Source organism: Kitasatospora sp. NPDC004240 (genome assembly GCF_053603215.1).
Genome location: NZ_JBSGFD010000018.1, coordinates 13,834 through 36,738 on the forward strand (window position 1 = coordinate 13,834; position 22,905 = coordinate 36,738).

Here is a 22,905-nt window from a genome sequence, read left to right on the forward strand (position 1 = left end):
TCGAATACTTGCGGCCCTCAATGGCGGGCCGAGGATCGCAAACTAGGAGAGCAGGGAAGCCTGATGGCGGAGCTTACGATCCGTCCGGAGGAGATCCGGGACGCGCTGGCCGACTTTGTCCAGTCGTACCAGCCGGACGCGGCCTCTGTGGAAGAGGTCGGCACGGTCACTGAGGCGATGGACGGCATCGCCAAGGTCGAGGGCCTGCCCTCGGTCATGGCCAACGAGCTGCTGAAGTTCGAGGACGGCACGCTCGGCCTCGCGCTGAACCTCGACACCCGCGAGATCGGTGTCGTCGTCCTCGGTGAGTTCAGCGGCATCGAGGAGGGCCAGACGGTGCGCCGCACCGGCGAGGTCCTCTCCGTCCCGGTCGGCGACGGCTACCTCGGCCGCGTCGTGGACCCGCTGGGCAACGCGATCGACGGTCTGGGCGACATCGCCACGACCGGCCGCCGCGCCCTGGAGCTGCAGGCCCCCGGCGTCATGGTCCGCAAGTCGGTCCACGAGCCGATGCAGACCGGCATCAAGGCCATCGACGCGATGACCCCGATCGGCCGCGGCCAGCGTCAGCTGATCATCGGCGACCGCCAGACCGGCAAGACCGCGGTCGCGATCGACACGATCATCAACCAGCGCGACAACTGGCGCTCGGGCGACCCGAAGAAGCAGGTCCGCTGCATCTACGTCGCCGTGGGCCAGAAGGGCTCCACCATCGCGTCCGTCCGCGGCGCCCTGGAGGAGGCCGGCGCGCTGGAGTACACCACCATCGTGGCCGCTCCCGCCTCCGACCCGGCCGGCTTCAAGTACCTCGCCCCGTACACCGGCTCCGCCATCGGCCAGGAGTGGATGTACGACGGCAAGCACGTCCTGATCATCTTCGACGACCTGTCGAAGCAGGCCGAGGCCTACCGTTCCGTCTCCCTGCTGCTGCGCCGCCCGCCGGGCCGCGAGGCGTACCCGGGTGACGTCTTCTACCTGCACTCCCGCCTGCTGGAGCGCTGCGCCAAGCTCTCCGACGAGCTGGGCGCCGGCTCGATGACCGGTCTGCCGATCATCGAGACCAAGGCCAACGACGTCTCGGCGTACATCCCGACCAACGTCATCTCCATCACCGACGGCCAGTGCTTCCTGGAGTCCGACCTGTTCAACGCCGGCATCCGCCCGGCCGTGAACGTCGGTATCTCGGTCTCCCGCGTCGGTGGCTCCGCCCAGATCAAGGCCATGAAGTCGGTCGCCGGCCGCCTGCGCCTGGACCTGGCCCAGTACCGCGAGCTGGAGGCGTTCGCCGCCTTCGGTTCCGACCTGGACTCGGCCTCCAAGGCCCAGCTGGAGCGCGGTGCGCGCATGGTCGAGCTGCTGAAGCAGGGCCAGTACCAGCCGTTCCCGGTCGAGGAGCAGGTCGTCTCCATCTGGGCCGGCACCACCGGCAAGCTGGACGACGTCCCGGTCGCCGACATCCGCCGCTTCGAGCGCGAGTTCCTGGAGAACCTGCGCCTGCAGCACAAGGACCTGCTCGCGGGCATCGTCGAGACCGGCAAGCTGGAGGACGGCACCATCGACGCGCTGACCGGCGCGATCGCCGCCTTCAAGCAGGGCTTCACCACCGCCGACGGCAAGCTGCTCGGCGAGCAGGCCTGAGTCCGGTAGCGAGGGAAAGGACGTAACGACCCATGGGAGCACAGCTTCGGGTCTACAAGCGCCGGATCCGCACTGTCACCGCGACGAAGAAGATCACCAAGGCGATGGAGATGATCTCCGCGTCGCGCATCGTCAAGGCGCAGCGCGCGGTGGCCGCCTCCACTCCGTACGCCGACGAGCTCACCCGGGCGGTGACGGCGGTGGCCACCCGGTCCAACGCCAAGCACCCGCTCACCACCGAGAACCCCAACGCCTCGCGCGCCGCCGTCCTGCTGATCACGGCGGACCGCGGCCTGGCGGGCGGCTACTCGACCAACGCCATCAAGGCCGCGCAGTCGCTCGCCGAGCGCCTGCGCGGTGAGGGCAAGGACGTGGCGACCTACATCGTCGGCCGCAAGGGTGTCTCGTACTACACGTTCCGCGACCTGACGATCGCGGACTCGTGGACGGGCTTCTCGGACAAGCCGACCTACGGTGACGCCAAGGCCGTGGCCGCGGACCTGATCGAGGCCTTCACGGCCGAGACGGGCGGCGTGGACGAGCTCCACCTGGTCTCGACCGAGTTCGTGTCCATGCTGACGCAGAACGCGGTGGAGGCGCGGCTGCTGCCGCTGAAGCTGGACGAGGTCCAGCTCAGCGACCAGAGCCCGGCCAAGGCGGAGATCTTCCCGCTGTACGACTTCGAGCCGTCGGCGGAGGGCGTCCTGGACGCGCTGCTGCCGCGGTACGTCGAGAGCCGGATCTACAACGCGCTGCTGCAGTCGGCCGCTTCGGAGCACGCCGCCCGTCGGCGTGCGATGAAGAGCGCGACGGACAACGCCGGCGAGATCATCAAGTCGCTCACGCGGCTTGCCAACTCGGCCCGTCAGGCCGAGATCACCCAGGAAATCAGCGAGATCGTCGGTGGCGCCAACGCGCTCGCTGACGCGAGCCGCGGGAGCGAATGAGTATGACCACCACTGTTGAGCCGACCACGGCGACGGGCCGCGTCGCGCGGGTCATCGGCCCGGTCGTCGACGTGGAGTTCCCCGTCGACGCGATTCCGGACATGTTCAACGCCCTGCACGTCGAGGTGGACAACCCCGACGGCACGGGCAAGAAGACCCTCACCCTCGAGGTCGCCCAGCACCTCGGCGACGGCCTGGTCCGCGGCATCTCGATGCAGCCGACCGACGGCCTGATCCGTGGCGCGCAGGTCTCCGACACGGGTGCCGCCATCTCCGTGCCGGTCGGCCAGATCACCAAGGGCAAGGTGTTCAACGCCCTCGGTGAGGTGCTGAACGTCGACAAGGACGCGTTCGACGCCGAGGTCCAGGTCCGCTGGCCGATCCACCGCAAGGCGCCGAACTTCTCGGAGCTCGAGTCCAAGACCGAGATGTTCGAGACCGGCATCAAGGTCATCGACCTGCTCACCCCGTACGTCCAGGGTGGCAAGATCGGTCTGTTCGGTGGCGCCGGTGTCGGCAAGACCGTTCTGATCCAGGAGATGATCTACCGCGTCGCCGAGAACTTCGGTGGTGTGTCGGTGTTCGCCGGCGTCGGCGAGCGCACCCGTGAGGGCAACGACCTCATCCACGAGATGGTCGACTCGGGCGTTCTGGACAAGACCGCGCTGGTCTTCGGCCAGATGGACGAGCCGCCGGGCACCCGTCTGCGCGTCGCGCTGTCCGCGCTGACCATGGCGGAGTACTTCCGTGACGTCGAGAAGCAGGACGTGCTCCTCTTCATCGACAACATCTTCCGGTTCACCCAGGCCGGTTCCGAGGTGTCGACCCTGCTCGGCCGTATGCCCTCCGCGGTGGGTTACCAGCCGAACCTGGCCGACGAGATGGGCCTCCTGCAGGAGCGCATCACCTCGACCCGCGGTCACTCGATCACCTCGATGCAGGCGATCTACGTCCCCGCGGACGACCTGACCGACCCGGCCCCGGCCACCACCTTCGCCCACCTGGACGCGACGACCGTTCTGTCGCGTCCGATCTCGGAGAAGGGCATCTACCCGGCCGTGGACCCGCTGGACTCCACGTCCCGCATCCTGGACCCGCGGTACATCGCGCAGACCCACTACGACACGGCCGTCCGTATCAAGGGGATCCTGCAGAAGTACAAGGACCTCCAGGACATCATCGCGATCCTCGGTATCGACGAGCTGAGCGAGGACGACAAGATCACCGTCCACCGCGCCCGCCGTATCGAGCGCTTCCTGTCGCAGAACACCTACGTGGCGAAGCAGTTCACCGGTGTCGAGGGTTCGACCGTGCCGCTGTCGGAGACCATCGAGGCCTTCAACGCGATCGCGGACGGCAAGTACGACGCCGTTCCGGAGCAGGCCTTCTTCATGTGCGGTGGCATCGACGACCTGGAGCGCAACGCCGCCGAGCTGGCCAAGAAGTAATCGCGGCCGGTAGCAGCTGAGTGACCGTGAGGGGTGGCCCCCGAGCCTGGGGACCACCCCTCACGTCGCATCGGCTGTGATTCCGGTCAAATCCGTGCCGCTGGTTTCATCCCGGGGGCGCGGGCCCGTTATTCTTACCGAAACTCCCGAGTAATCGGGCGTTGCATGAGCCTAGGAGCCCACGTTGGCTGAGCTGCACGTCGAGCTGGTCGCAGCCGACCGCAAGGTGTGGTCCGGTGCGGCCACCATCGTCGTCGCCCGTACGGCCTCCGGCGACACCGGCATCATGCCGGGTCACACCCCGGTGCTGAGCGTGCTGGAGACCGGTCCGGTCACCATCCGCACGGTGGACGGCGGCACCGTGATCGCGGCCGTGCACGGCGGCTTCATCTCCTTCGCCGACAACAAGCTGTCTCTGCTCGCGGAGATCGCCGAGCTGGCGGACGAGATCGACGTCGCCCGTGCGGAGCGCGCGCTGGAGAAGGCGAAGTCCGAGGTCGACGCCCACGCGGAGCGGCGCGCCGAGGTGCGCCTGTTCGCGGCGCGCGGCCTCAAGGCCCACGCCTGAGCACGCCGGACCCCGCAGCGGCGGGGTCGACCGACGGTCCCGGGGACGCGCGAGCGTGACCCCGGGACTGTCGTATCAGTTGGTAGGTCATCGCGGTCGCTTGATACGACCGTAACGGGGAACGCAGGTAGCGAGGAGGTCGGTGAGCATGGTCCTCGCCCTTGTGGTGTGCGCGACGGTCGTGGCACTGGGAGTGATCGGCCTGGTGGCCTTCGCCGTACGCCGGCGGGTCATCCAGCGCGTCGGCGGTACGTTCGACTGCAGCTACCGGCTCAAAATGCCCGCCGACGCCTCGACGCAGCCCGACCTCGACGAGAACGGCAAACCCACCTCGGCCCCGGTCCCCCAGACCGATGGCAAGGGGTGGGTTTTTGGTATCGGCCGGTACAGCGGTGACTCCATCGAGTGGTTCCGGGTCTTCTCGTACGCGCCGCGCCCGCGCCGGGTGCTGCCGCGCCGGGAGATCGAGGTCCTCGGCCGGCGCTACCCCGAGGGCCAGGAGGAGCTCGCCCTGCTCTCCGGCTCGGTGGTGCTGCGCTGCCTGCACAACGGCGCCCCGCTGGAGCTGGCGATGAGCGAGGACGCGCTGACCGGCTTCCTGGCCTGGCTGGAGGCCGCCCCGCCCGGGCAGAGGGTGAACGTCGCGTAGCGGCGGGACCCTCGGGGTTGGGGGTGCCCCCGGCCGGAGGCTGGGGAGCCACGGAGGAGTGACCGGGCACTCACCCCGGGAGAGGCCCTGCGAGGTTAACGTCGCCTAACCGGATCGTTAGGCTGGGCGCATGGTCAATCTGACGCGCATCTACACCCGTACCGGCGACGACGGCACCACCGCGCTCGGCGACATGAGCCGGACCACCAAGACCGACCCCCGGCTGGTCGCCTACGCGGACACCAACGAGGCGAACGCGGCCATCGGCGTGGCCATCGCGGCCGGGGCGCTGCCCGAGGACGTCACCGCGGTGCTCACCCGGGTGCAGAACGACCTCTTCGACGTCGGCGCCGACCTGGCGACCCCGGTGGTGGAGGACCCGAAGTACCCGCCGCTGCGGGTGCTCCAGTCGTACATCGACCGGCTGGAGACGGACTGCGACCACTACCTGGAGTCGCTGGAGAAGCTGCGCAGCTTCATCCTGCCCGGCGGCACCGCCGGCGCCGCGTACCTGCACCTGGCCTGCACGGTGGTGCGCCGGGCCGAGCGGGCCACCTGGGCGGCCATCGAGGTGCACGGGGACACCGTGAACCCGCTGACCGCCAAGTACCTGAACCGGCTCTCCGACCTGCTGTTCATCCTGGCCCGCACGGCCAACAAGGAGCAGGGCGACGTGCTCTGGGTGCCCGGGGAGAACCGCTAGCGGTCACCGCGCGGGGAGCTTCTCCTCGTCGTCGGCCGGGCGCCCGTCGGCCGGGTGGGCGTCGACCGGCCGGCCGTCCACGACGGTCACCCCGGCCGGCGCCTCCTTGGGCCAGATCGAGTAGCAGGCCGCCACGATGACGTTGATCCCGGCGGCCAGGCCCAGCCGCCAGTACCACTCGGTGAACGCCTCGGTGCCGGTGGCGTCGGTGAACAGCTTCAGCACGGTGATCAGCGAGAGCGTGATCGCCGCGGAGATCACCGTGCGGCGGCATATCAGCCACTCGTAGCGCGTCCGCTCCGGGCCGTACTTCGGGGCCGGCAGGGGCTTCGGGCCGCCGGCGAAGCGGTGCAGGAAGCGGGCGTCGGCCCAGCGGACCACGGAGGGGCCGTAGCCGATCGAGAAGCCGAGGTAGCTCGCGGCGACGGCGTGCGTCCAGCTCGCGGAGGCGCCGCCGCGCAGGTCGAGGAAGGTGAGCAGGAACAGCACCAGGTCGGTGACGGGCAGGCCGATCAGCAGCACGGTGCTGGTCCGCCGCCACCGCAGCAGGTAGCGGGCGGCCAGCCCCAGCCCGAGGATCACCCAGAAGGCGACCTCGGCCGCGAGGATGAGTGTGACGATCATGGTTGGGCTCCCGGGGGCTCTGGCGATCCTGCCCACGATCATTCCGGCGACGCGGCCGCCCGTCGTCGTCTGTCGGATCGAATCCCGACTGCATCTTTCGATGTACCGGGATCCTCCTCCGCTCCGGTGCCGCGGGCCCACCCGGGGATGATGAGATGGGCGGGTGCTCAAAGCGAACAGCCTCGCCCCGCGGCAGGAGGACCGCGTCATCGCCCTCGCCGGCCTGCTCGGCGGCCTGCTGATGATCGCCTTCCGGGTGTACGACAACGCCTCCGCCGTCCCGCGCTGGCTGGTGGTGCTGCCGCTGGTCGGCTTCTCGGTGCTGGAGCTGTTCCGCCGCACCCGGCCGATCCTCACGGTGTCGGTCGGCGGCGCGCTCTTCGTGGCCAACATCTTCTGCGGGGCGCTGATCCCCAGCATCCTGATGTACACCGACCTGCTCTACGCGGCGGTGGTGCACGGCACCCGGCGGATGTCGCGGATCCTGCACGCGACCGGGATCGCCTCGGTGGTGATCCTCTCCGGGCTGACCTTCGTCTACGGCGAGGTGGGCGCGGCGCTGTCCGTGGTGGCGATCGCCGGGACGATCTTCCTCTTCCCGGTGTGGACCGGCGACGTGGTCCGCCACCACCGGGAGCGCGCCGAGGACGAGCGGCTGCGGGCCGAGCAGACCGCGCTGCTCTCCGAGATGGACCGCCGCGAGGCGGTGGTCGCCGAACGGGCGCGGATGGCCCGCGAGCTGCACGATGTGGTGGCCAATCACCTGTCGGCCATCGCGATCCACGCCACCGGCGCCCAGTCGCTGTCCCGCCGTCAGCGGCGGCCGGAGGACGACCCGCTGGTCCAGGCGCTCGGGGTGATCCGCGAGAACAGCGTCCAGGGTTTGGCCGAAATGCGTCGCATGATCGGACTGCTGCGCGACAGCGGCGGGGGAGAGGTCGACGAGTCCTACGCGGCGCCCGACCTGGACGCGGTGGACGCCCTGCTGGCCAAGGCGGGGGCGGCCGGCCGGGACGTCGGCCTGGACTTCGAGCTGGCCGAGGAGGGCGAGCGCGGGGACCTGCCGGTGCCGGTGGAGCTGGCGGCGTACCGGATCGTCCAGGAGTCGCTGACCAACGCGCTCAAGCACGCCGGTCCGGGGCGGGTCCTGGTCCGGCTGGAGTACCGTCCGGAGGAGCTGCTGATCACCGTCGACAGCCCGTACCGGGCGGAGGCGGGCCGTTCGTTGCCGGGCGCGCGGGCGGGCCTGGTCGGCATGGGGGAGCGGGCCGGACTGCTCGGCGGCGGCTTCGAGGCCGGGCCTCGGGGGGACCTGTGGAGCGTGCGCGCGGTGCTGCCGCGCGCCCTGGTGACCAAGGAAGACGAGGGCGGGGCATGACGATCCGGGTGCTGGTGGCCGAGGACCAGGCGGCGGTCCGGGCGGCGCTGGTGATGATCCTGCGGGCCGAGGAGGACCTGGAGGTGGTCGGGCAGGCCGCCGACGGGGAGGAGGCGGTGCGCCTGGCGCTGGAGCTGAAGCCCGACGTGGTCCTGATGGACGTCCAGATGCCCCGGCTCGACGGTGTCGAGGCCACCCGGGCGGTGGTGGCCGCGGGCGCCGCCCAGGTGCTCGTCCTGACCACCTTCGACCTCGACGAGTACGTCTACGGCGCGCTGCGGGCCGGCGCGGCGGGCTTCCTGCTCAAGGACCTGGAGGCGGACACCCTGATCGAGGGCATCCGCACGGTGGCGCGCGGGGACGGCATGCTGGCGCCCTCGGTCACCCGCCGGCTGATCGGCGCCTTCGCCCGTCCGGACCGGCTGGCGGGCCCCGACGCCAGGGCCGCCGTGGCCGGGCTCACCCCGCGCGAGCGGGAGGTGCTGGCCTGCATCGGCGCGGGGATGTCCAACGGCGAGATCGCCGGCCGGCTGGCGATGGCCGAGGCGACCACCAAGACCCACGTCAGCCGGATCCTGGCCAAGCTGGAGCTGCGCAGCCGGGTGCAGGCGGCGATCCTGGCGCAGGACCTCGGGCTGCAGGTCTGAGCGCCCCGGCCGGCCCGCGGGTGGTGCGTGCCCGGCGCAGATCACACTCTCGGATGGCACCAAAGTGCCCGTACGGGCACTAAAGTCCGGCCTGAGCAACGCGGCTCCCGGCGGTGACCCCTGCCCTGAGCCGCCTTCAGGCCCCGCCTAAGGGCGGCGACGGCACCGGGAGACCCGCCATGAGCAACGTGTCCAGCAACCAGCAGATCGCCGTGATCGGCGCCGGGCTGATGGGCGCCGGCATCGCCCAGGTCTCCGCCCAGGCCGGTCACCCGGTGGTGCTGCGCGACGTCACGGAGGAGGCCCTCCAGCGCGGTCTGGCGGGCATCCGGGCCTCGTACGACAAGTTCGTCGCCAAGGGCCGGCTGAGCGCCGAGGACGCCGAGGCGGCGCTCGGCCGGATCACCACCACCACCGACCTGGGCGCGGTCGCCGAGGCCGACATCGTGGTCGAGGCGGTCTTCGAGCAGCTGGAGGTCAAGGAGGGCGTCTTCCGCGAGCTCGACAAGATCGCGAAGGACGGCGCCGTCCTGGCCTCCAACACCTCCGCCATCCCGATCACCCGGATCGCGGCCGCCACCGGGCGCCCCGAGTCGGTCGTCGGCGTCCACTTCTTCTCGCCGGTGCCGATGATGAAGCTGGTCGAGCTGGTCCGCGGCTACAAGACCAGCGACGAGACCCTGGCCACCGTCCGCGCCTACGCCGAGGGCGTCGGCAAGGAGGTCGTGGTGGTCAACCGCGACGTGGCCGGCTTCGTCACCACCCGCCTGATCACCGCGCTGGTCGTCGAGGCCGCGAAGCTGTACGAGTCGGGCGTGGCCAGCGCCGAGGACATCGACACCGCCTGCCGCCTCGGTTTCGGCCACGCGATGGGCCCGCTGCAGACCGCCGACCTGACCGGCGTGGACATCCTGCTGCACGCCGCGCGGAACATCTACAACGAGACCCAGGACGAGAAGTTCGCCGCGCCGGAGATCATGGCGCGCATGGTCACCGCCGGCGACCTGGGCCGCAAGAGCGGCCGCGGCTTCTACGGCTACCAGGGCTGAACACAGCCCGCGCCCGCCGTCCGGGCCGTGCGGTCGGAGCATCGTACGGGCCGGACGGGCGGCGCGGGTGAGTTTCCTCACGCCGGGTGCCGCAGACGGGTGATTTGGGCGGTAATCGAGCGTAGGTCTGGGGAGTTACTGCGTATATTCCCTCGGACGAGTGAAGTTGCTTCAGATCTGGCCGAAACCAGCAACCTACGGACCTGGTCGGCCGTCAGATGAGGGGGAGCCCGGCTTTCGGCCGGGAGCCCGGGCGCGGGGCGATGCCCGCCCGGATGGCACATCTTCTGAAACCGGATCCCGAACCAGGCCTGCCAGACGGAGGAGGAGAGCATGCGCATCACCGGCGACCAGAGGGCGCTGGCCATCGAGGGCCGCCTCGACGTGCGCACCGCCGCCGACGCCAGGGCGCGGCTGCACCAGGCCGTCGACGGCGGGCTGGACGACCTCGTGCTCGACCTCTCCCGGCTGGAGTCCTGGGACGCCACCGGCCTCGGCGTGATCATGGGCACCCACCGGCGGGCCGGCCGGCTCGGCCGCCGCCTGGTGCTGCGCTCCGTGCCCGCCCAGCTCCAGCGCCTGCTGGTGGCCACCCGGCTGCACCGCATCCTCGCGGTCGAGGGCGCCGTCCCCGAGCCGCTCGGCGCGACCCTGCCGGCCCTCGGCCCGGCGGTCTGACACCCTCCGCGCCACCCGGCCCGGCACCCGCCGCCCGGCCCTCCCGCCCGGGGGCCCTCCCTCCCCGACGCCCTGCCGCCTCCCGCGGGCCACCGCCCGCCCCGAGGACCGTTTCCGCAGGCCGGAGGCCCGGTCGTACCCGATGTACCACTCCGGGACGGGACCGCGCTGTGCGGCCGGCGGCGGATGTGCAAGAGTCTGCCGTCAGAAAGACGGCCGGCCGGGGGTTGCCCGTGCGGTCGGACTGGGGTTCAGGGGCGGAGCAGAACGTGGGACAGCCATCCGGTGAGTTCCGGCAGGAAGGCGTGCGCGCCCGCAGCGGGGAGCTGGTCTCGGGCGGCCTCCTGGTGACCGTGGGCACCCCGGACGGCTCCGAGGTGCGCCCCTGCCCGGAGGAGTGGCGGCCCGCGCCGCGCCGCTCCGGACGGGGCGAGAAGGCCCGCGGTCCGGCCGGCGGCGCCGGCCGCTCGGTCGGACCGCTCGCACTGGGCGCGGGCGCGGCCGACCTCCCGCTGCTCGACCGCGAGGCGGACGTGGCCCAGTTGCTCGGTCTGCTCTCCGAGGGCCGATCGGTCCGGCTGGTCGGACAGGCCGGCTCCGGCCGCAGCTCGCTGCTGTCCGCGGTCGCCGAGGCCGCCGGGGACCTCGCGCCGGACGGCGTCGTCCAGCTCTGCGGCCACCACCGGACCGCCGCCGACCTGCTCCAGGACCTCTTCGCCGCCACCCACCACGCCCCCGACTACCGCCCGGAGCCCGGCCGGCTCGACCAGTACCTGGCCGGGATCGGCGCCGTGGTGGTCATCGACGAGGCCGAGCCGGCCGGGGCCGAGCTGGAGCAGCTGCTCGCCGCCGCCCCCGGCTGCGCCTTCCTGATATCGGTCGCCCCCGACAGCCCGGCCCTGCCGGCCGGCTCCCGGCTCCAGGACCACCTGGTCGCCGGGCTCTCCCGGCCCGCCTGTCTCGCGCTCACCGCCCGGCTGGCCGGCCGTCCGCTGGACGAGGCCGAACGGGCCTGGGCGGTCGACCTCTGGTTCGAGTCCGAGGGGCTGCCGCTGCGCTTCGTGCAGGCGGCCGCGCTGCTGCGCCAGCGGGACGTCGCGGTGGACGCGCTGGTCGCCGCCGAGGAGGACCGCTTCGACGTCTTCGGCGCCGTGGTGGGGCCCGTCCAGCACCCGGACCCGGCGGTGCGCGAGAGCCGGCTGCGCAAGGACGTCCCGCTGCCCTCGGTCGCCGAGAGCGCCGCCCCCGCGGTCCGGCTCGCGGAGGGCCTCAGCGAGCCCGCGCAGGCCGTGCTGCGGCTCGCGGTGGCGCTCGGCGGCGAATGTCCGACGGCCCCGCACCTGCCCGCGCTGATCGACGTCGGCCAGGGCGAGAGCGCCCTGCACGAACTCGCCGACTGCGGGCTGGCGGTGTCCATCGGCGGCCACCACCGGCTGACCGCCGGCGCCCTGGAACTGCTCGCCCCGCACTGGCCGGCCGAGGGCAGCACCGACGGCGCCGCCCAGCACTTCGCCTGGTGGGTCGGCCACGCCTCGGTCTCCACCCGGCAGATCGCCGCCGAGGCCGAGGTGGTGATCGGCGTGCTGCTCGCGGACCGGGCCGCCGGTCGGCACCGGGAGGTGCTGCGGCTGGCCCGCGCCGCCGCCCCCGCGCTGGCCCTGGCGCTGCGCTGGGGCGCCTGGGAACGGGCCCTGCAGCTCGGCCTGGAGGCCGCCCGCAGGGTCTCCTCCGCCTCGGACGAGGCCTGGTTCCACCACGAGCTGGGCGTGTACGCGGTCTGCGTCCAGGCCCCGGCCCGCGCGATGACCGAGCTGGAGGCGGCGCTCGCCCTGCGCGGCGCGATCGGCGAGCCCCGCGGGGCGGCGTCCGCCCGCCGGATGCTGGACCTGCTGCGCGCCGAGGGCCGGCAGCTGCCCGCCGCGCCGGCCGACCCGGCGGTCCGGCGGCCGGTGATCCGGGCGATCGCCGCCCAGGTGCCGTGGCGCTTCAAGAACCATCAGAAGAGCAGGGCGTCGGCCAGGCGCGCGGTGGTCGCCGCCTCGGCGGCCGTGTTCGCGATCGGTGTGCTCGGGACGTCGGTCGCGCTGAGCGTCTCCGGATCGGAGGGGGAGCGGGGCGGCACCGACCACGGGGTCATGGACGACGTGCTGCCGCCCGGCGGCATGCCGTCGGTCCGCCCGAGCGGCGGCGCCACCTCGACGGCGCCGGACGCCACGGGGACGCAGACCCCGGAGTCCCCGGCGGCCACCGAGGCCACCCCGGAACCGTCGGCGAGCAGCACCGGGCCGTCGCCCTCGGCGTCCGGCAAGCGCCCGAGCAGGTCGCCGTCCGCCTCGCCCGGGACGACGCAGCCGCCGGGCCCGGGCCAGCCGCAGCCGCCCGTACCGCAGCCGACGGTGCCCCAGCCGACGGTGCCCCAGCCGGTACCGACCACACCGACCCCGACGCCCGCCCCGACCACGGCGAGCCCCACCCCGACGCCGACCGGCCCGTCGCCGACCGGGACCTGACGGTCCGCGGGGGCGACGGGCCAAAGGGCCCGCCGGGCCCGGCACGGGTGCCGGGCGGGGGCGGTCAGAACAGCTTCAGCTTGTCGTCGTCGATGCCGCGCAGCCCGTCGTAGTCCAGCACGACGCAGCCGATGCCCCGGTCGGTGGCCAGCACCCGGGCCTGGGGCTTGATCTCCTGCGCGGCGAAGACGCCCTTCACCGGGGCCAGCAGCGGGTCGCGGTTGAGCAGCTCCAGGTAGCGGGTGAGCTGCTCGACGCCGTCGATCTCGCCACGGCGCTTGATCTCCACGGCGACGGTGGCCCCGTCGGCGTCACGGCAGAGGATGTCGACCGGGCCGATCGCGGTCGGGTACTCGCGGCGGATCAGCGACCAGCCGGCACCGAGCACCTCCATCCGGTCCGCGAGCAGCTCCTGGAGGTGTGCCTCGACGCCGTCCTTGATCAGGCCGGGGTCCACCCCGAGCTCGTGGGAGGAGTCGTGCAGCACCTCCTCCAGCGTGATGATGAGCTTCTCGCCGGCCTTGTTCTCCACCGTCCAGACGCCCTCGGCCTCGCGCAGGGCGCACGGCGGTGACATCCAGTTGAGCGGCTTGTAGGCGCGGTCGTCGGCGTGGATGCTGACGCTGCCGTCGGCCTTGACCAGGATGAGCCTGGTGGCGGAGGGCAGATGGGCGGAGAGCCGACCGGCATAGTCGACTGAGCAGCGGGCAATTACGAGACGCACGGTCGACCACGCTAGCCCACCGGGGCCAGTTGATGCGATTCCGCGACAGGCGGGTGAAGAAACCGCGAACGCCGCGACCATGGAGATCCGGCGTTCCCCGCGCCGTCGCGCACGCCCTCTGGCGTCCCCACCCGCGGGTCGCTACCGTGTGTGACGGCATGCGTGCGGGGGCGCTGTCAACGGGGACGGAGAACTTCAGATGAACGGTCCGACAGGATCTGGCCAATCTGGTGCACGGGGGCGGTTTTCCGGAGCAATCCCCAGGAATCCCCGGTCCTGCTCACCGATGGCTGCCACGCTGTTGTGAGCGGTTGCCGCCACCGGGCGGCGCCGCCCCCGCGCGGTGCCGGAAACGACCGTCCCACGGCGTTCCGGACAGCACGCGCGATCACCCTCCCGAGGCTCCACCCACCCAGGCACGTCCCGTACGTCAGGCACCACCCGGCACTTCACGCACACGCTCAGCACCCGCAAGCACACGCTCAGCACTCTCAAGCACTCCACGCACCCTCAGCACGGATCACGCACGACCACCCGCGCGCCCGCCCGGGTGGCCCCTGAGAGGAGAACCCATGTCGCTCGACGTCTCACCGGCCCTGCTGGAGAAGGCCGAGCGGGGCGAGGTCGACGAGCGGGAGTTCGTCGACTGCGTCCGCGTCTCGCTGCCGTACGCCTGGGAGCTGATCAGTTCGCTGGTCGCCCAGGCGAAGGTCGACGGCACCGACTTCGCCGACAACCACGTACCGCCGCCCAGCGAGCAGGCCCGCGGCCAGCTGCTGCGCGCCCTCGCCAGCGACGCCATCCGCGGTGCCCTGCAGCGGCACTTCGGCGTCCGGCTGGCCTTCCAGAACTGCCACCGGGTGGCGGTGTTCCTGCCGTCGGGCGCCAACGAGGCGCGCTTCGACCGGTTCACCTCCGTGCGGGAGCAGCTGCTCAACCAGTCCGAGGAACTCCGCGACTGCTGAGTGCCCACCGGGCCGCCCCCGTCCCCCGGTTCCCCGGGGCAGGGGCGGCCCGGGCGTCCGTCCCTGCCCGGTCGGCTCCGTCCGGTCCGCCTCAGCCCAGCTGGGGCAGCACCTCGGAGCCGAGCCGGGCGATGTTGTGCAGCGTGGCCTCGCGGTCGCCGCTGCCCTCGGCGAGCAGCGCGAAGCGCCGGATCCCGGTGCGCTCGGCGGTGGCCAGCAGCCGGTCGGCGCACTGCTTCGGGGTGCCCACCGCGTGCAGGTCGCAGAGGAGTTCGGTGTACTGGCGCGGGTCGCGCATCTTGCGCTCCCGGCCGTCCACCGTGCGGTGCGCGCCGAGCCCGTACTCGAACCAGCCGGGCATCGCGCGCAACAGGGTGGCCCGGGCCGCGGAGGTACGGTCGTCGACCTGGGCCACGCCGGCGGCCACGTGCTGCAGGGAGACCCGCCGCAGCTGCTCCTCGCCGCGCCCGGCGGCCAGCCAGGCGGTGCGGTAGAGCTCCAGCATGTGGAGCTTGTCGTCGTCGCCGGAGTGCATGCCGAGCAGCATCGGCAGCCCGCGCTCGGCGGCCAGCCGGACCCCGTTGGGGGAGGTGCAGGCGACCACGACCGGTGGACCGGACTCCGCCCGGCCGGCGGTGGCCGCCTCCCCGGCGCCGAGGTCCTCCTCGTTGGTGCGCTGGCGCGGGAAGCGCAGCACCGGCGGGCGGCCGGCGGCCTGCTCGCCGAGGCCGAGCCAGGCACCGAGCTCCGGCCGGCGCACCGGCTCGCCCGCCCGGGGCACCACCGCCACCTCGGGGAAGCTGAACTGCGGGCCGTCGGCGCCGACCCGGGTGTCGCGCAGCCAGCGCATCAGCAGGTCCAGCCGCTCGGGGAAGCCCTTCTCGAAGGCCTCCACGCCGCTGCCGAAGACGTCCAGGTCGATCCACGGGCCGCCGCGGCCGACCCCGAGGGTGAACCGGCCGCCCGAGGTCAGGTGCAGCAGCGCGGCCTGCTCGCCGAGCGTCACCGGGTGCGCGGTGGACAGCACGCTGACCGCGGTGCCCACGCCGATCCGCCGGGTGCGGCCGAGCAGCAGCCCGGCGAGCGTCGCGGCGTTCGGGCAGACCCCGTACGGGACGAAGTGGTGCTCCGCCAGCCAGACCGAGTCCAGCCCGGCGCGTTCGGCCTCGACGGCGGCGCGGACGGTGCGGTCGAGCACCTCCCCGTGGCTCTGGCCGGGGAACTGGGCGGAGAGCAGGAAGGCGCCGACCCGGACCGGCGCGGTGCCGGAGGGCCGGTCGGCGGGGCGCTTCGGTACGGGCAGCGGCGTGCCGGGCGCGGCCACCGGATCGGTGGGCGGCATCGCCGGGCCGGGGGCGGGCGGGCGGACCCCGACGGGCCGGCGGGCCTGCTCTCGGGCGCTGGTCTTGGTCATCCTCGGTCCTCCTGGGGTGCGCGCAGGGTCTGCGAGCCCCGCCTGTCCCCTCGTGAGTAACCCATGTCATGTGCCAATGGCACGCTGAACCACGAATTTCCCAGGAGAACGGGTGTTTCTCACCGGAAACACCCGAGTACCCGGCGATGCCGTGATAGGGGCGCCGATGCCCGGATTGTGGCCCGGGGGAGGGCGCCGCGGCCGTAGTCTGGAACGGTCCCGAGCCCGCCGCAGAGAGGTAGTCCGCCGTGCCCCGCCGCAATCGGATCAAGAGCGCCGCCGACCGCGAGGAGTCCGGCCCCGCGGCTCCGCTCGGAGGCTCGCTGCGCCGCACCGAGAGCTACGGGGGCGACGACTGGGTGGTGCAGACGGTGGCCGGCACCTCGGGCCGCTCCTACCGCTGCCCGGGCTGCGACCAGGAGATCCCGCCGGGCGTCGGCCACGTGGTGGCCTGGCCGCTGCACGGCGCCGGGGTGGACGACCGCCGGCACTGGCACCGCGCCTGCTGGGGAGCGCGCGAGCGCCGCGCCTCCAACCTCCAGCGGGGGCGCGGCGCTCCGCGGTACTAGTGTCCTGAGTTTGAGCCGGGGCACGCCCCCCGGCGGGCCGTCAGGCGTCGCGCTTCTTCAGCACCAGCGCGCCGCCCACCAGGGCGGCCAGGGTCCAGGTCAGGCAGATCAGGAAGCCGGACCACGGCCCGTACGGCTGGTCCTGCTGCTCGTACACCAGCAGCATCCGGGAGCCCGCGTAGTCGGGGAAGTAGTGCGCCAGCGTCTTGACCTTCGGCACCGCCGAGAGGATCGGGGAGAGCAGGAAGAAGAACGGCACCAGCACGCCCAGCGCCAGCGTCTGGTTGTGCAGCATCGCGGTGACGCCGGCCGAGAACAGGCAGAGCATCGTCAGGTACAGCGCCGCCCCGAGGACCGCGCGCAGCACGTGCGGCTCGCCGAGGTCGGTGGAGTGCGAGCCGAGCAGCGCCTGTCCGATGAAGAAGGTCACGAAGGCGGTCACCAGCGACACCGCCAGGGCCAGCGCCCCGAGCACGACGACCTTGCCGGTCAGCAGGGTGCCGCGCTGCGGGACGGCCGCCAGCGAGACCCGGATCATGCCGGTGCTGTACTCGTTGCCCACGGCCAGCACGCCGAAGACGATGATGGCGAGCTCGCCGAGAATGATGCCGGCGAAGGCGGTGCCGGTGGCGTCGAAGGGGGTGCGGTCGCCCCGGGTGAACTCCTCGTAGTTGTTGTGGGTGAGCAGCGACAGCAGCGCGCCGAGACCCACGGTGACCACGAAGGTCAGCGCGAGCGTCCAGATGGTCGAGCGGACGCTGCGGATCTTGGTCCACTCGGAGCGCAGGATGGCGGGGAACATCTCACTTCTCCTTCCGTCGGTCCCGGCGCGCCGCCCCGGCGGCCTGCCAGTCGGCGCCCCAGGCGCCGGGCGCCCCGGCCGCGTCGTGCCCGGGGCCGTCCTCCCCGGCGTGGTACTCCACCGAGTCGGCCGTCATCTGCATGAACGCCTCCTCCAGCGAGGCCTGCTGCGGGCTCAGCTCGTGCAGCACCACGCCGTTGACGGCGGCCAGCTCGCCGAGCTTGGCGAGGTCGCCGTCGACCACCTCGTACGAGCCGTCGGGGCCGGGTTCGTGACGCACCCCGGCGGCGGCCAGCGCGTCCAGCAGCCGCTCGGGCTGCGGGCTGCGCAGCCGTACGGCGGAGCGGGAGTTGCGGCGGATGAACTCGGACATCGGGAGGTCGGCGAGCAGCCGGCCCTTGCCGATCACCACCAGGTGGTCGGCGGTGAGGGACATCTCGCTCATCAGGTGGGAGGAGACGAAGACGGTCCGGCCCTCGGAGGCCAGGCGCTTCATGAGGTTGCGGATCCACAGGATGCCCTCGGGGTCGAGCCCGTTGACCGGCTCGTCGAACATCACGATCTCGGGGTCGCCGAGCAGGGCGGAGGCGATGCCCAGGCGCTGGCCCATGCCGAGCGAGAAGCCGCGCGAGCGCTTGCGGGCGACCGAGGTGAGGCCGACCAGGCCGAGCACCTCGTCCACCCGGGCGGTGGGGATGCGGTTGCTCTGGGCGAGCCAGAGCAGGTGGTCGCGGGCGGTGCGGCCGGGGTGGACGGCCTTGGCCTCCAGCAGCGCGCCGATGTACTTGAGCGGCTCGCTGAGGTGGCCGTACCGCTTGCCGTCGAGGGTCACCCGGCCGGAGGTCGGCCGGTCGAGGTCGAGGATCATGCGCATGGTGGTGGACTTGCCCGCGCCGTTGGGGCCGAGGAACCCGGTGACCACGCCCGGCGGCACCTGGAAGCTCAGCCCGTCGACGGCGAGGGTGTCGCCGTAACGTTTCGTCAGTTCGTGCAGCTCGATCATTCGCGCTCCCTTGCTTCTCGGCAGGCTATGACAAATCGGACATGGCGTCCCGTTGGCTGCGCCCGCCCGCCGGGTTACATACGCTCAGCACATGACCCAGCTCCCCACCGCGTTGGCCGTCCGCGAGAGCGGTACCGGAACGCCGATCGTGCTGCTGCACGCCTTCCCCCTCAACGCCTCGATGTGGGGCGCCCAACTGGACGGACTGCCGGGGCTGACCGGGGACGGGGCCCGGGTGCTCGCCCCCGACCAGCGGGGCTTCGGCGGCACCGAACTGGGCGGCGGGGAGCCCTCGCTGGAGGCGGTCGCCGACGACGTGGCGCTGCTGCTGGACGCGGCCGGGATCGAGCGGGCGGTGATCGGCGGGCTGTCGATGGGCGGGTACGCGGCACTGGCCTTCGCCCGCCGCCACCCCGGGCGGCTGTCCGGGCTGCTGCTGGCCGGCACCAAGGCGACCGAGGACACCGAGGCGGCCCGGGCCAACCGGGAGCGGATCGCCTCCGCGGTGCTCGCCCGGGACAGCGTGGCGCTGCTCATCGAGGAGAAGATGGAGCGGACCCTGCTCGGCCCGGACTCCGGCGCTCTGGCCGGGCGGGTTCGGGAGCTGATCGGCCAGGCCCCGCCGCGGTCCGTCGCCTGGGCGCAGCGGGCGATGGCGGCCCGGACGGACACCCGGGAGGTGCTCGCCGGGCTCACCGTGCCGGTGGCCGTCGTGGTGGGGTCGGCGGACATCGTGACCCCGCCCGCCGAGTCGGAGCTGATGGCGGCCGCGGCGCCGGACGCCGAGCTGACGGTGATCCCCGGGGCGGGTCACCTGAGCGCCATGGAGGCGCCGGAGGAGTTCAACGCGGCCGTGCGCCGGCTGCTGGCCCGGGTGGCCGGATGACCACCGAGGAGACGGCCGGCTGGGACTTCTCCGCGCTGGAGGTGAGCGGCCGGATGCCGGTGACCAACCGCAGCGAGGAACTGGTCGAGCTGACCCTGGAGCCGCTCGGGGAGGACTACTGGATGCGGCCGGGCGAGACCTTCATCGTCACCTCGTACGGCGACTACGGTCCGGGCCACCCGTTCGAGGTGCAGTACTGGCCGGACTCGGTGTCGGTGTGGTGCACCTCGTGGTTCGGCACCGTCTCGGACGACGACGGCAACCAGCTCAGCTGCGGCCACCAGCGGCCGGACGGGGCCTACCCGCGCTGACCGCGCGCCCCGCGTGCCCCCCGCGTACGCCGGGTGGCACCGCGGGCCGGGAAACACCGCGGGCCCCCACCCCGGAGGGTGAGGGCCCGCGGTGGCGGCGTCAGCGCGACTGCTGGGCGGGCACGCCCAGGGTGTCGTCGTTGGGCAGCGTGGCGGCGGCCACGGCCGCGCCGGTCAGCGTCGCCAGCATCTCGCGGACGTTGGTCAGCTGGGCGTTGATGCTGTCGCGGCGGTTGGTGAGCGCCGCCAGCTCGCGCTCGGACTCGCTGCGGATGCGGTCGGCCTTGGCGTTGGCGTCGGCCACGATGTCCTCGGACTGGCGCTGGGCCGTCTCGACGGTCTGGCGGGCGCGGCGCTCGGCGTCGGTGCGCAGCTTCTCGGCCTCCAGGCGCAGCTGCTCCGCCCGGTGCTCGATCTCGGCCAGGCGCTTCTCGGCCTTGGCCTGACGGGCCGCCAGGTCGCGCTCGGACTGCTCGCGGCGCTTGGCCAGGTTGGTCTCGAACTCCAGTGCGGCCTGGGCGGCCTTGGTGCGGGTGTCCTCGAAGAGGGCGTCCGCCTCCTCGCGCTTGTTCTGGGCGTCCTTGTTGGCCTCGGCGCGCAGCTGGGCGCTGTCGCTCTTGGCCTTGTCGACGATCCGCAGACCCTCGTCCTCGGCCTTGGCCTTGCGGTCCTTGGCGTAGTTCTCGGCCTCGGTGCGGACCTGCTGGGCGGCCGCCTCGGCGAGCTCGCGGTGCTGCTCGGCGGCGCGGTGCGCCTCCTCGCGCAGGTCCTTGGCCTCCTCCTCGGCGAGCCGCAGGATCTTCTCGACCCGGGCGCCGAGACCCGCGTAGGACGGCTCCGACTCGACCGCGGCGGCCTGGGCCGTCTGGGTCTCCAGGTGGAGCTCCTCGATGCGCTTCTCCAGCGCGCTGATCCTGGTCAGGGCGCTGTCACGGTCGGCCACCAGCTTGGTGATCCGCTCGTCGACCTGGGCGCGCTCGTACCCACGGCGCACCAGGTCGAAGCCGTGAGGGGAGTGACTGTCGCTCATGGGGTTCTGGGCTTCCTGTCGTCAAACCGCTGAGGTGGTTGAGGGAATCCTGACACGGTACCGGAGTGTCGTCGGCGAAATGCCGATGTCTCGCGGAGAATGTCCGCTCAATCGGGTGGTGCGCCACCGGAGCGATTGCCACCCGACCGCGGGGCGCCCACTCCGGCTCCGGCCTTGGCGCCCCCGTCCTTCTTGTTACTGCTTCCCCCGTTGGTCTGTGCGACCGGCGACGGCGCCTCGAACGCCTCCAGGGCGGACAGCACGTCCTGCACCCTGGAGATCTCGGTGTTGATGTCCTTGCGGCGCCGTACCAGTTCCTCCAGCTCGCGCCGGCCCTCGTCGGTGACCCGCTTCGCCTCGGCGCGGGCCTCGGTGAGCAGCCGCTCGGCCTCCGCCTTCGCCAGCTCGATCTGCTCGTCGGCGGCCTCCTGGGCGGCCCGCAGCCGCTCGTCGGCCTCCGACGACGCCGACTCCAGCTTCTCCTCGGCCTCGTCCTGGGCGGACTTCAGCTTGGCCTCGGCCTTGACGATCAGGGCCTCGGCGCGGTCGGTGGAGTCGGCGAGCTTGTGCTCGGCCTCCTTCAGCAGGCCCTCGGCCTTGCGGACCGCGGCGATGCGGACCTTGCTGGCCTCGGAGGAGGCCTCGCTGGTCAGCTCCGAGGCGCGCGACTCGGCGGCCTCGATCAGCGCCGCCGCCCGGTCCTCGGCCTCGGCGACGGTGGCCACCGCCTGCTCCTCGGCCTCGGTCAGCTGCTCCTGCGCGGCCGTGACCAGGGCGTCCACCCGCTCGCCGGCCGACTTCATGGCCTGCGCGTTCTCCTTGCGGGCGCGCTCGTGCAGGGCCTCGACCTCGGCGTCGGTGCGCTCGCGCAGCTCCTCGGCGCGCTCGCGGATCGCGGTGGCGTCCCGGCGGGCCTCGGAGAGCAGCGCGTCGGCGTCGGAGCGGCCCTTCTCGACCTCGCCCTGACCGGCCGCCTCGCCGGCCGCGACCAGCCGGTCGGCCTCCTTGCGGGCCGCCGCAACCATCGCGTCGGCCTGCTCCTCGGCGGCGGCGGTGGTGGCCAGCGCGGTGGTCTGGGCGTCCTCGCCGAGCGACTCGGCGTCCGCGAAGGCCTTCTCCAGGACGGTCCTGGCCTGCTCGCGGGTGGCCTTGTCGAACTGCTCGGCCGCCTCGCGGGTGTCCGCGTCGTAGGCGTTGGCACGGGCGTGGGTGGCCGCGTCGTAGTCGTCCGCCAGGGTGCGGGTGGCCAGCGCGTACTCCTCGGCCTCGGCCCGCAGCGAGGCGGCGAACTCCTCCGCCTCGGCGACCGTGGCCGAGGCCCGCTCCTCGCCGTCGGCGACCGTCCGGGCGGCCCGCTCCACGGACTCGGCGCGCTGCTGCTCGGCGGCCTCCTGGGCGGCCCGCAGCTCGGCGTCGGCCTCGGCACGCAGCGCGAGGTCGTACGCCTGCGCCTCGGCGCGGTCCCGGGCGAGCTCGGCCTCGGCGGCCTCGCGCTCGGCGGCCAGCTCCAGCGCGGTCTGCTCGCGCAGCGCGGTCACCTCGGCCTCGGTGCGCGCCCGCAGGTCGGCGGTCTCGCGGTCGGCCAGCGCCCGCTGCTCGGTGGTCTCGCGCCCGGCGGTGTCGCGCACCTCGGCGGCCTCGCGGGCGGCCCGCTCGGCGGTCTCGGCGGCCTCCCGCTCGGCGCGGGCCCGGAGCTCGGCGATCTGCTGCGAGGCGGCCTCGTGCATGCCGGCCACCGACTGGCGGACCTCGGCGGCCTCGTCCTCGGCGGCGGCGACCAGCTCGGCGGCGGTGGCCCCGGCGGCCGTGATCAGCTCGTCGGCGTCGGTACGGGCCTGCTCCAGCACCCCGTCCGCCTCGGCCCGGACGGCCGCGGCGTCGGCACGGGCGGTGGACAGCTCCCGGCCGGCCTCGGCCCGTACGGTCTCGGCCTGCTCCGACGCGAGGGCCAGATCGGCGGCGGCCCGCTCGCGCAGCGCGGCCGCGGCCTCGGCGGCCTCCGTCCCGCGGGCCTCGGCGGCGGCGCGGGCGCTCTCCAGCGCCTGTTCGGCCTCGGCGTGCAGGCGGGCGGTCTCGGCGGCGGTGGTCTCGGCGAGTTCGGTGGCGGCCTGTTCGGCCTCGGTGCGCACGCGTTCGGCGTGGGCCTCGGCGGCCTCGCGCTGGGCGGTGGTCTCCGCGGCGGTGCGCTCGGTGAGCTCGACGGCCGCCTGTTCGGCCTCGGTGCGCAGGCGGGCGGTCTCGGCGGCGGTGGTCTCGGTGAGCTCGACGGCGGCCTGTTCGGCCTCGGTGCGCACGCGTTCGGCGTGGGCCTCGGCGGCCTCGCGCTGGGCGGTGGTCTCCGCGGCGGTGCGCTCGGTGAGCT

At 73.0% G+C, this 22,905-nt stretch carries 21 protein-coding genes and 1 pseudogene; 15 read left to right on the forward strand and 7 right to left on the reverse strand.

The annotated features are described in order from the left end of the window. The first annotated feature begins 63 nt into the window (after window positions 1-63). The 6 genes from atpA to ACWEQL_RS07675 all read left to right on the forward strand — a co-directional run bounded on the left by atpA (window position 64) and on the right by ACWEQL_RS07675 (window position 5,953). On the forward strand, window positions 64-1,638 hold the full coding sequence (gene atpA / locus ACWEQL_RS07650; protein WP_452149270.1) for a F0F1 ATP synthase subunit alpha: 1,575 nt from the start codon (window positions 64-66) through the stop codon (window positions 1,636-1,638). Window positions 1,639-1,670: 32 nt separating this feature from the next. Next, window positions 1,671-2,585: a F0F1 ATP synthase subunit gamma gene (locus tag ACWEQL_RS07655; protein WP_452149271.1), complete on the forward strand. Its 915-nt coding sequence runs from the start codon at window positions 1,671-1,673 to the stop codon at window positions 2,583-2,585. A 2-nt stretch (window positions 2,586-2,587) separates the two neighbouring features. Next, window positions 2,588-4,033 (forward strand): F0F1 ATP synthase subunit beta, encoded by a 1,446-nt coding sequence (gene atpD, locus ACWEQL_RS07660; RefSeq protein ID WP_452149272.1) that lies wholly within the window; start codon window positions 2,588-2,590, stop codon window positions 4,031-4,033. 184 nt (window positions 4,034-4,217) lie between these two features. Beyond that, complete coding sequence (locus ACWEQL_RS07665) at window positions 4,218-4,601, forward strand: F0F1 ATP synthase subunit epsilon (protein WP_452149273.1); 384 nt, start codon at window positions 4,218-4,220, stop codon at window positions 4,599-4,601. Between the two features lie 148 nt (window positions 4,602-4,749). Beyond that, complete coding sequence (locus tag ACWEQL_RS07670) at window positions 4,750-5,250, forward strand: DUF2550 domain-containing protein (protein WP_452149274.1); 501 nt, start codon at window positions 4,750-4,752, stop codon at window positions 5,248-5,250. Window positions 5,251-5,380: 130 nt separating this feature from the next. After that, entirely contained in the window at window positions 5,381-5,953 is a 573-nt protein-coding gene (locus ACWEQL_RS07675) for a cob(I)yrinic acid a,c-diamide adenosyltransferase (RefSeq protein WP_452149275.1), read from the forward strand. A gap of 3 nt (window positions 5,954-5,956) precedes the next feature. Here the strand turns inward: ACWEQL_RS07675 and ACWEQL_RS07680 are convergent, their stop codons facing one another. Beyond that, on the reverse strand, window positions 5,957-6,577 hold the full coding sequence (locus ACWEQL_RS07680; RefSeq protein WP_452149276.1) for a hypothetical protein: 621 nt from the start codon (window positions 6,575-6,577) through the stop codon (window positions 5,957-5,959). 163 nt (window positions 6,578-6,740) lie between these two features. Here ACWEQL_RS07680 and ACWEQL_RS07685 point away from each other — a divergent pair, with 163 nt between their 5' ends. From ACWEQL_RS07685 to ACWEQL_RS07705, 5 genes are all read left to right on the forward strand, one after another. Then, a complete protein-coding gene (locus tag ACWEQL_RS07685; RefSeq protein WP_452149277.1) occupies window positions 6,741-7,955 on the forward strand; it encodes a sensor histidine kinase in 1,215 nt (404 codons plus the stop codon). Continuing rightward, window positions 7,952-8,602: a response regulator gene (locus ACWEQL_RS07690; RefSeq protein ID WP_452149278.1), complete on the forward strand. Its 651-nt coding sequence runs from the start codon at window positions 7,952-7,954 to the stop codon at window positions 8,600-8,602. Before ACWEQL_RS07685 ends, ACWEQL_RS07690 begins: the two co-directional genes overlap by 4 nt. A 179-nt stretch (window positions 8,603-8,781) precedes the next feature. After that, complete coding sequence (locus ACWEQL_RS07695) at window positions 8,782-9,651, forward strand: 3-hydroxyacyl-CoA dehydrogenase family protein (RefSeq protein ID WP_452149279.1); 870 nt, start codon at window positions 8,782-8,784, stop codon at window positions 9,649-9,651. A gap of 333 nt (window positions 9,652-9,984) precedes the next feature. After that, entirely contained in the window at window positions 9,985-10,329 is a 345-nt protein-coding gene (locus ACWEQL_RS07700; protein WP_452149280.1) for an STAS domain-containing protein, read from the forward strand. A gap of 269 nt (window positions 10,330-10,598) precedes the next feature. Then, window positions 10,599-12,839 (forward strand): ATP-binding protein, encoded by a 2,241-nt coding sequence (locus tag ACWEQL_RS07705; RefSeq protein ID WP_452149281.1) that lies wholly within the window; start codon window positions 10,599-10,601, stop codon window positions 12,837-12,839. A gap of 64 nt (window positions 12,840-12,903) precedes the next feature. Here the strand turns inward: ACWEQL_RS07705 and nucS are convergent, their stop codons facing one another. After that, window positions 12,904-13,563 carry an endonuclease NucS gene (gene nucS / locus ACWEQL_RS07710; RefSeq protein WP_452149282.1) on the reverse strand — a complete coding sequence of 220 codons (660 nt, stop codon included), beginning with the start codon at window positions 13,561-13,563 and terminating at the stop codon, window positions 12,904-12,906. Window positions 13,564-14,135: 572 nt separating this feature from the next. Between nucS and ACWEQL_RS07715 the strand changes: the two genes are divergently transcribed. Continuing rightward, window positions 14,136-14,528, forward strand: a complete 393-nt coding sequence (locus ACWEQL_RS07715; protein WP_452149283.1) for an SCO5389 family protein — start codon at window positions 14,136-14,138, stop codon at window positions 14,526-14,528. A 91-nt stretch (window positions 14,529-14,619) separates the two neighbouring features. Here the strand turns inward: ACWEQL_RS07715 and ACWEQL_RS07720 are convergent, their stop codons facing one another. After that, window positions 14,620-15,942 carry an LLM class flavin-dependent oxidoreductase gene (locus tag ACWEQL_RS07720; protein ID WP_452149284.1) on the reverse strand — a complete coding sequence of 441 codons (1,323 nt, stop codon included), beginning with the start codon at window positions 15,940-15,942 and terminating at the stop codon, window positions 14,620-14,622. Window positions 15,943-16,190: 248 nt separating this feature from the next. On the opposite strand from ACWEQL_RS07720, the gene ACWEQL_RS07725 reads away from it, so the two are divergent. Then, window positions 16,191-16,511, forward strand: a complete 321-nt coding sequence (locus tag ACWEQL_RS07725; protein WP_452149285.1) for an ATP/GTP-binding protein — start codon at window positions 16,191-16,193, stop codon at window positions 16,509-16,511. Between the two features lie 40 nt (window positions 16,512-16,551). On the opposite strand, the gene ACWEQL_RS07730 is transcribed toward ACWEQL_RS07725, so the two are convergent. Both ACWEQL_RS07730 and ACWEQL_RS07735 read right to left on the reverse strand, forming a co-directional pair. Then, the gene (locus ACWEQL_RS07730) at window positions 16,552-17,313 is read right to left on the reverse strand and encodes an ABC transporter permease subunit (RefSeq protein ID WP_452149286.1); all 762 of its coding nucleotides are present in this window, start codon (window positions 17,311-17,313) and stop codon (window positions 16,552-16,554) included. A gap of 1 nt (window position 17,314) precedes the next feature. Continuing rightward, entirely contained in the window at window positions 17,315-18,316 is a 1,002-nt protein-coding gene (locus ACWEQL_RS07735; protein WP_452149287.1) for an ABC transporter ATP-binding protein, read from the reverse strand. A gap of 91 nt (window positions 18,317-18,407) precedes the next feature. Here ACWEQL_RS07735 and ACWEQL_RS07740 point away from each other — a divergent pair, with 91 nt between their 5' ends. Then, window positions 18,408-19,202: an alpha/beta fold hydrolase gene (locus ACWEQL_RS07740; RefSeq protein WP_452149288.1), complete on the forward strand. Its 795-nt coding sequence runs from the start codon at window positions 18,408-18,410 to the stop codon at window positions 19,200-19,202. Next, the gene (locus ACWEQL_RS07745; protein WP_452149289.1) at window positions 19,199-19,513 is read left to right on the forward strand and encodes a hypothetical protein; all 315 of its coding nucleotides are present in this window, start codon (window positions 19,199-19,201) and stop codon (window positions 19,511-19,513) included. The genes ACWEQL_RS07740 and ACWEQL_RS07745 overlap by 4 nt, the downstream gene beginning before the upstream one ends. Window positions 19,514-19,613: 100 nt before the next feature. Here the strand turns inward: ACWEQL_RS07745 and ACWEQL_RS07750 are convergent, their stop codons facing one another. Together ACWEQL_RS07750 and ACWEQL_RS07755 are read right to left on the reverse strand one after the other, a co-directional pair. Next, window positions 19,614-20,543, reverse strand: coding sequence for a cellulose-binding protein (locus ACWEQL_RS07750; protein ID WP_452149290.1), 930 nt, complete (start codon window positions 20,541-20,543; stop codon window positions 19,614-19,616). A gap of 107 nt (window positions 20,544-20,650) precedes the next feature. Continuing rightward, a pseudogene (locus ACWEQL_RS07755) lies at window positions 20,651-22,905 on the reverse strand (hypothetical protein); the annotation flags it as partial.

What these genes read in the sequence shown, in the direction of transcription:
- atpA (WP_452149270.1), top strand. Translation starts at nt 64, where the DNA reads ATGGCGGAGCTTACGATCCGTCCGGAGGAGATCCGGGACGCGCTGGCC.
- ACWEQL_RS07655 (WP_452149271.1), top strand. Translation starts at nt 1,671, where the DNA reads ATGGGAGCACAGCTTCGGGTCTACAAGCGCCGGATCCGCACTGTCACC.
- atpD (WP_452149272.1), top strand. Translation starts at nt 2,588, where the DNA reads ATGACCACCACTGTTGAGCCGACCACGGCGACGGGCCGCGTCGCGCGG.
- ACWEQL_RS07670 (WP_452149274.1), top strand. Translation starts at nt 4,750, where the DNA reads ATGGTCCTCGCCCTTGTGGTGTGCGCGACGGTCGTGGCACTGGGAGTG.
- ACWEQL_RS07675 (WP_452149275.1), top strand. Translation starts at nt 5,381, where the DNA reads ATGGTCAATCTGACGCGCATCTACACCCGTACCGGCGACGACGGCACC.
- ACWEQL_RS07680 (WP_452149276.1), bottom strand. Translation starts at nt 6,577, where the DNA reads ATGATCGTCACACTCATCCTCGCGGCCGAGGTCGCCTTCTGGGTGATC.
- ACWEQL_RS07690 (WP_452149278.1), top strand. Translation starts at nt 7,952, where the DNA reads ATGACGATCCGGGTGCTGGTGGCCGAGGACCAGGCGGCGGTCCGGGCG.
- ACWEQL_RS07695 (WP_452149279.1), top strand. Translation starts at nt 8,782, where the DNA reads ATGAGCAACGTGTCCAGCAACCAGCAGATCGCCGTGATCGGCGCCGGG.
- ACWEQL_RS07700 (WP_452149280.1), top strand. Translation starts at nt 9,985, where the DNA reads ATGCGCATCACCGGCGACCAGAGGGCGCTGGCCATCGAGGGCCGCCTC.
- ACWEQL_RS07715 (WP_452149283.1), top strand. Translation starts at nt 14,136, where the DNA reads ATGTCGCTCGACGTCTCACCGGCCCTGCTGGAGAAGGCCGAGCGGGGC.
- ACWEQL_RS07720 (WP_452149284.1), bottom strand. Translation starts at nt 15,942, where the DNA reads ATGACCAAGACCAGCGCCCGAGAGCAGGCCCGCCGGCCCGTCGGGGTC.
- ACWEQL_RS07730 (WP_452149286.1), bottom strand. Translation starts at nt 17,313, where the DNA reads ATGTTCCCCGCCATCCTGCGCTCCGAGTGGACCAAGATCCGCAGCGTC.
- ACWEQL_RS07735 (WP_452149287.1), bottom strand. Translation starts at nt 18,316, where the DNA reads ATGATCGAGCTGCACGAACTGACGAAACGTTACGGCGACACCCTCGCC.
- ACWEQL_RS07740 (WP_452149288.1), top strand. Translation starts at nt 18,408, where the DNA reads ATGACCCAGCTCCCCACCGCGTTGGCCGTCCGCGAGAGCGGTACCGGA.
- ACWEQL_RS07745 (WP_452149289.1), top strand. Translation starts at nt 19,199, where the DNA reads ATGACCACCGAGGAGACGGCCGGCTGGGACTTCTCCGCGCTGGAGGTG.
- ACWEQL_RS07750 (WP_452149290.1), bottom strand. Translation starts at nt 20,543, where the DNA reads ATGAGCGACAGTCACTCCCCTCACGGCTTCGACCTGGTGCGCCGTGGG.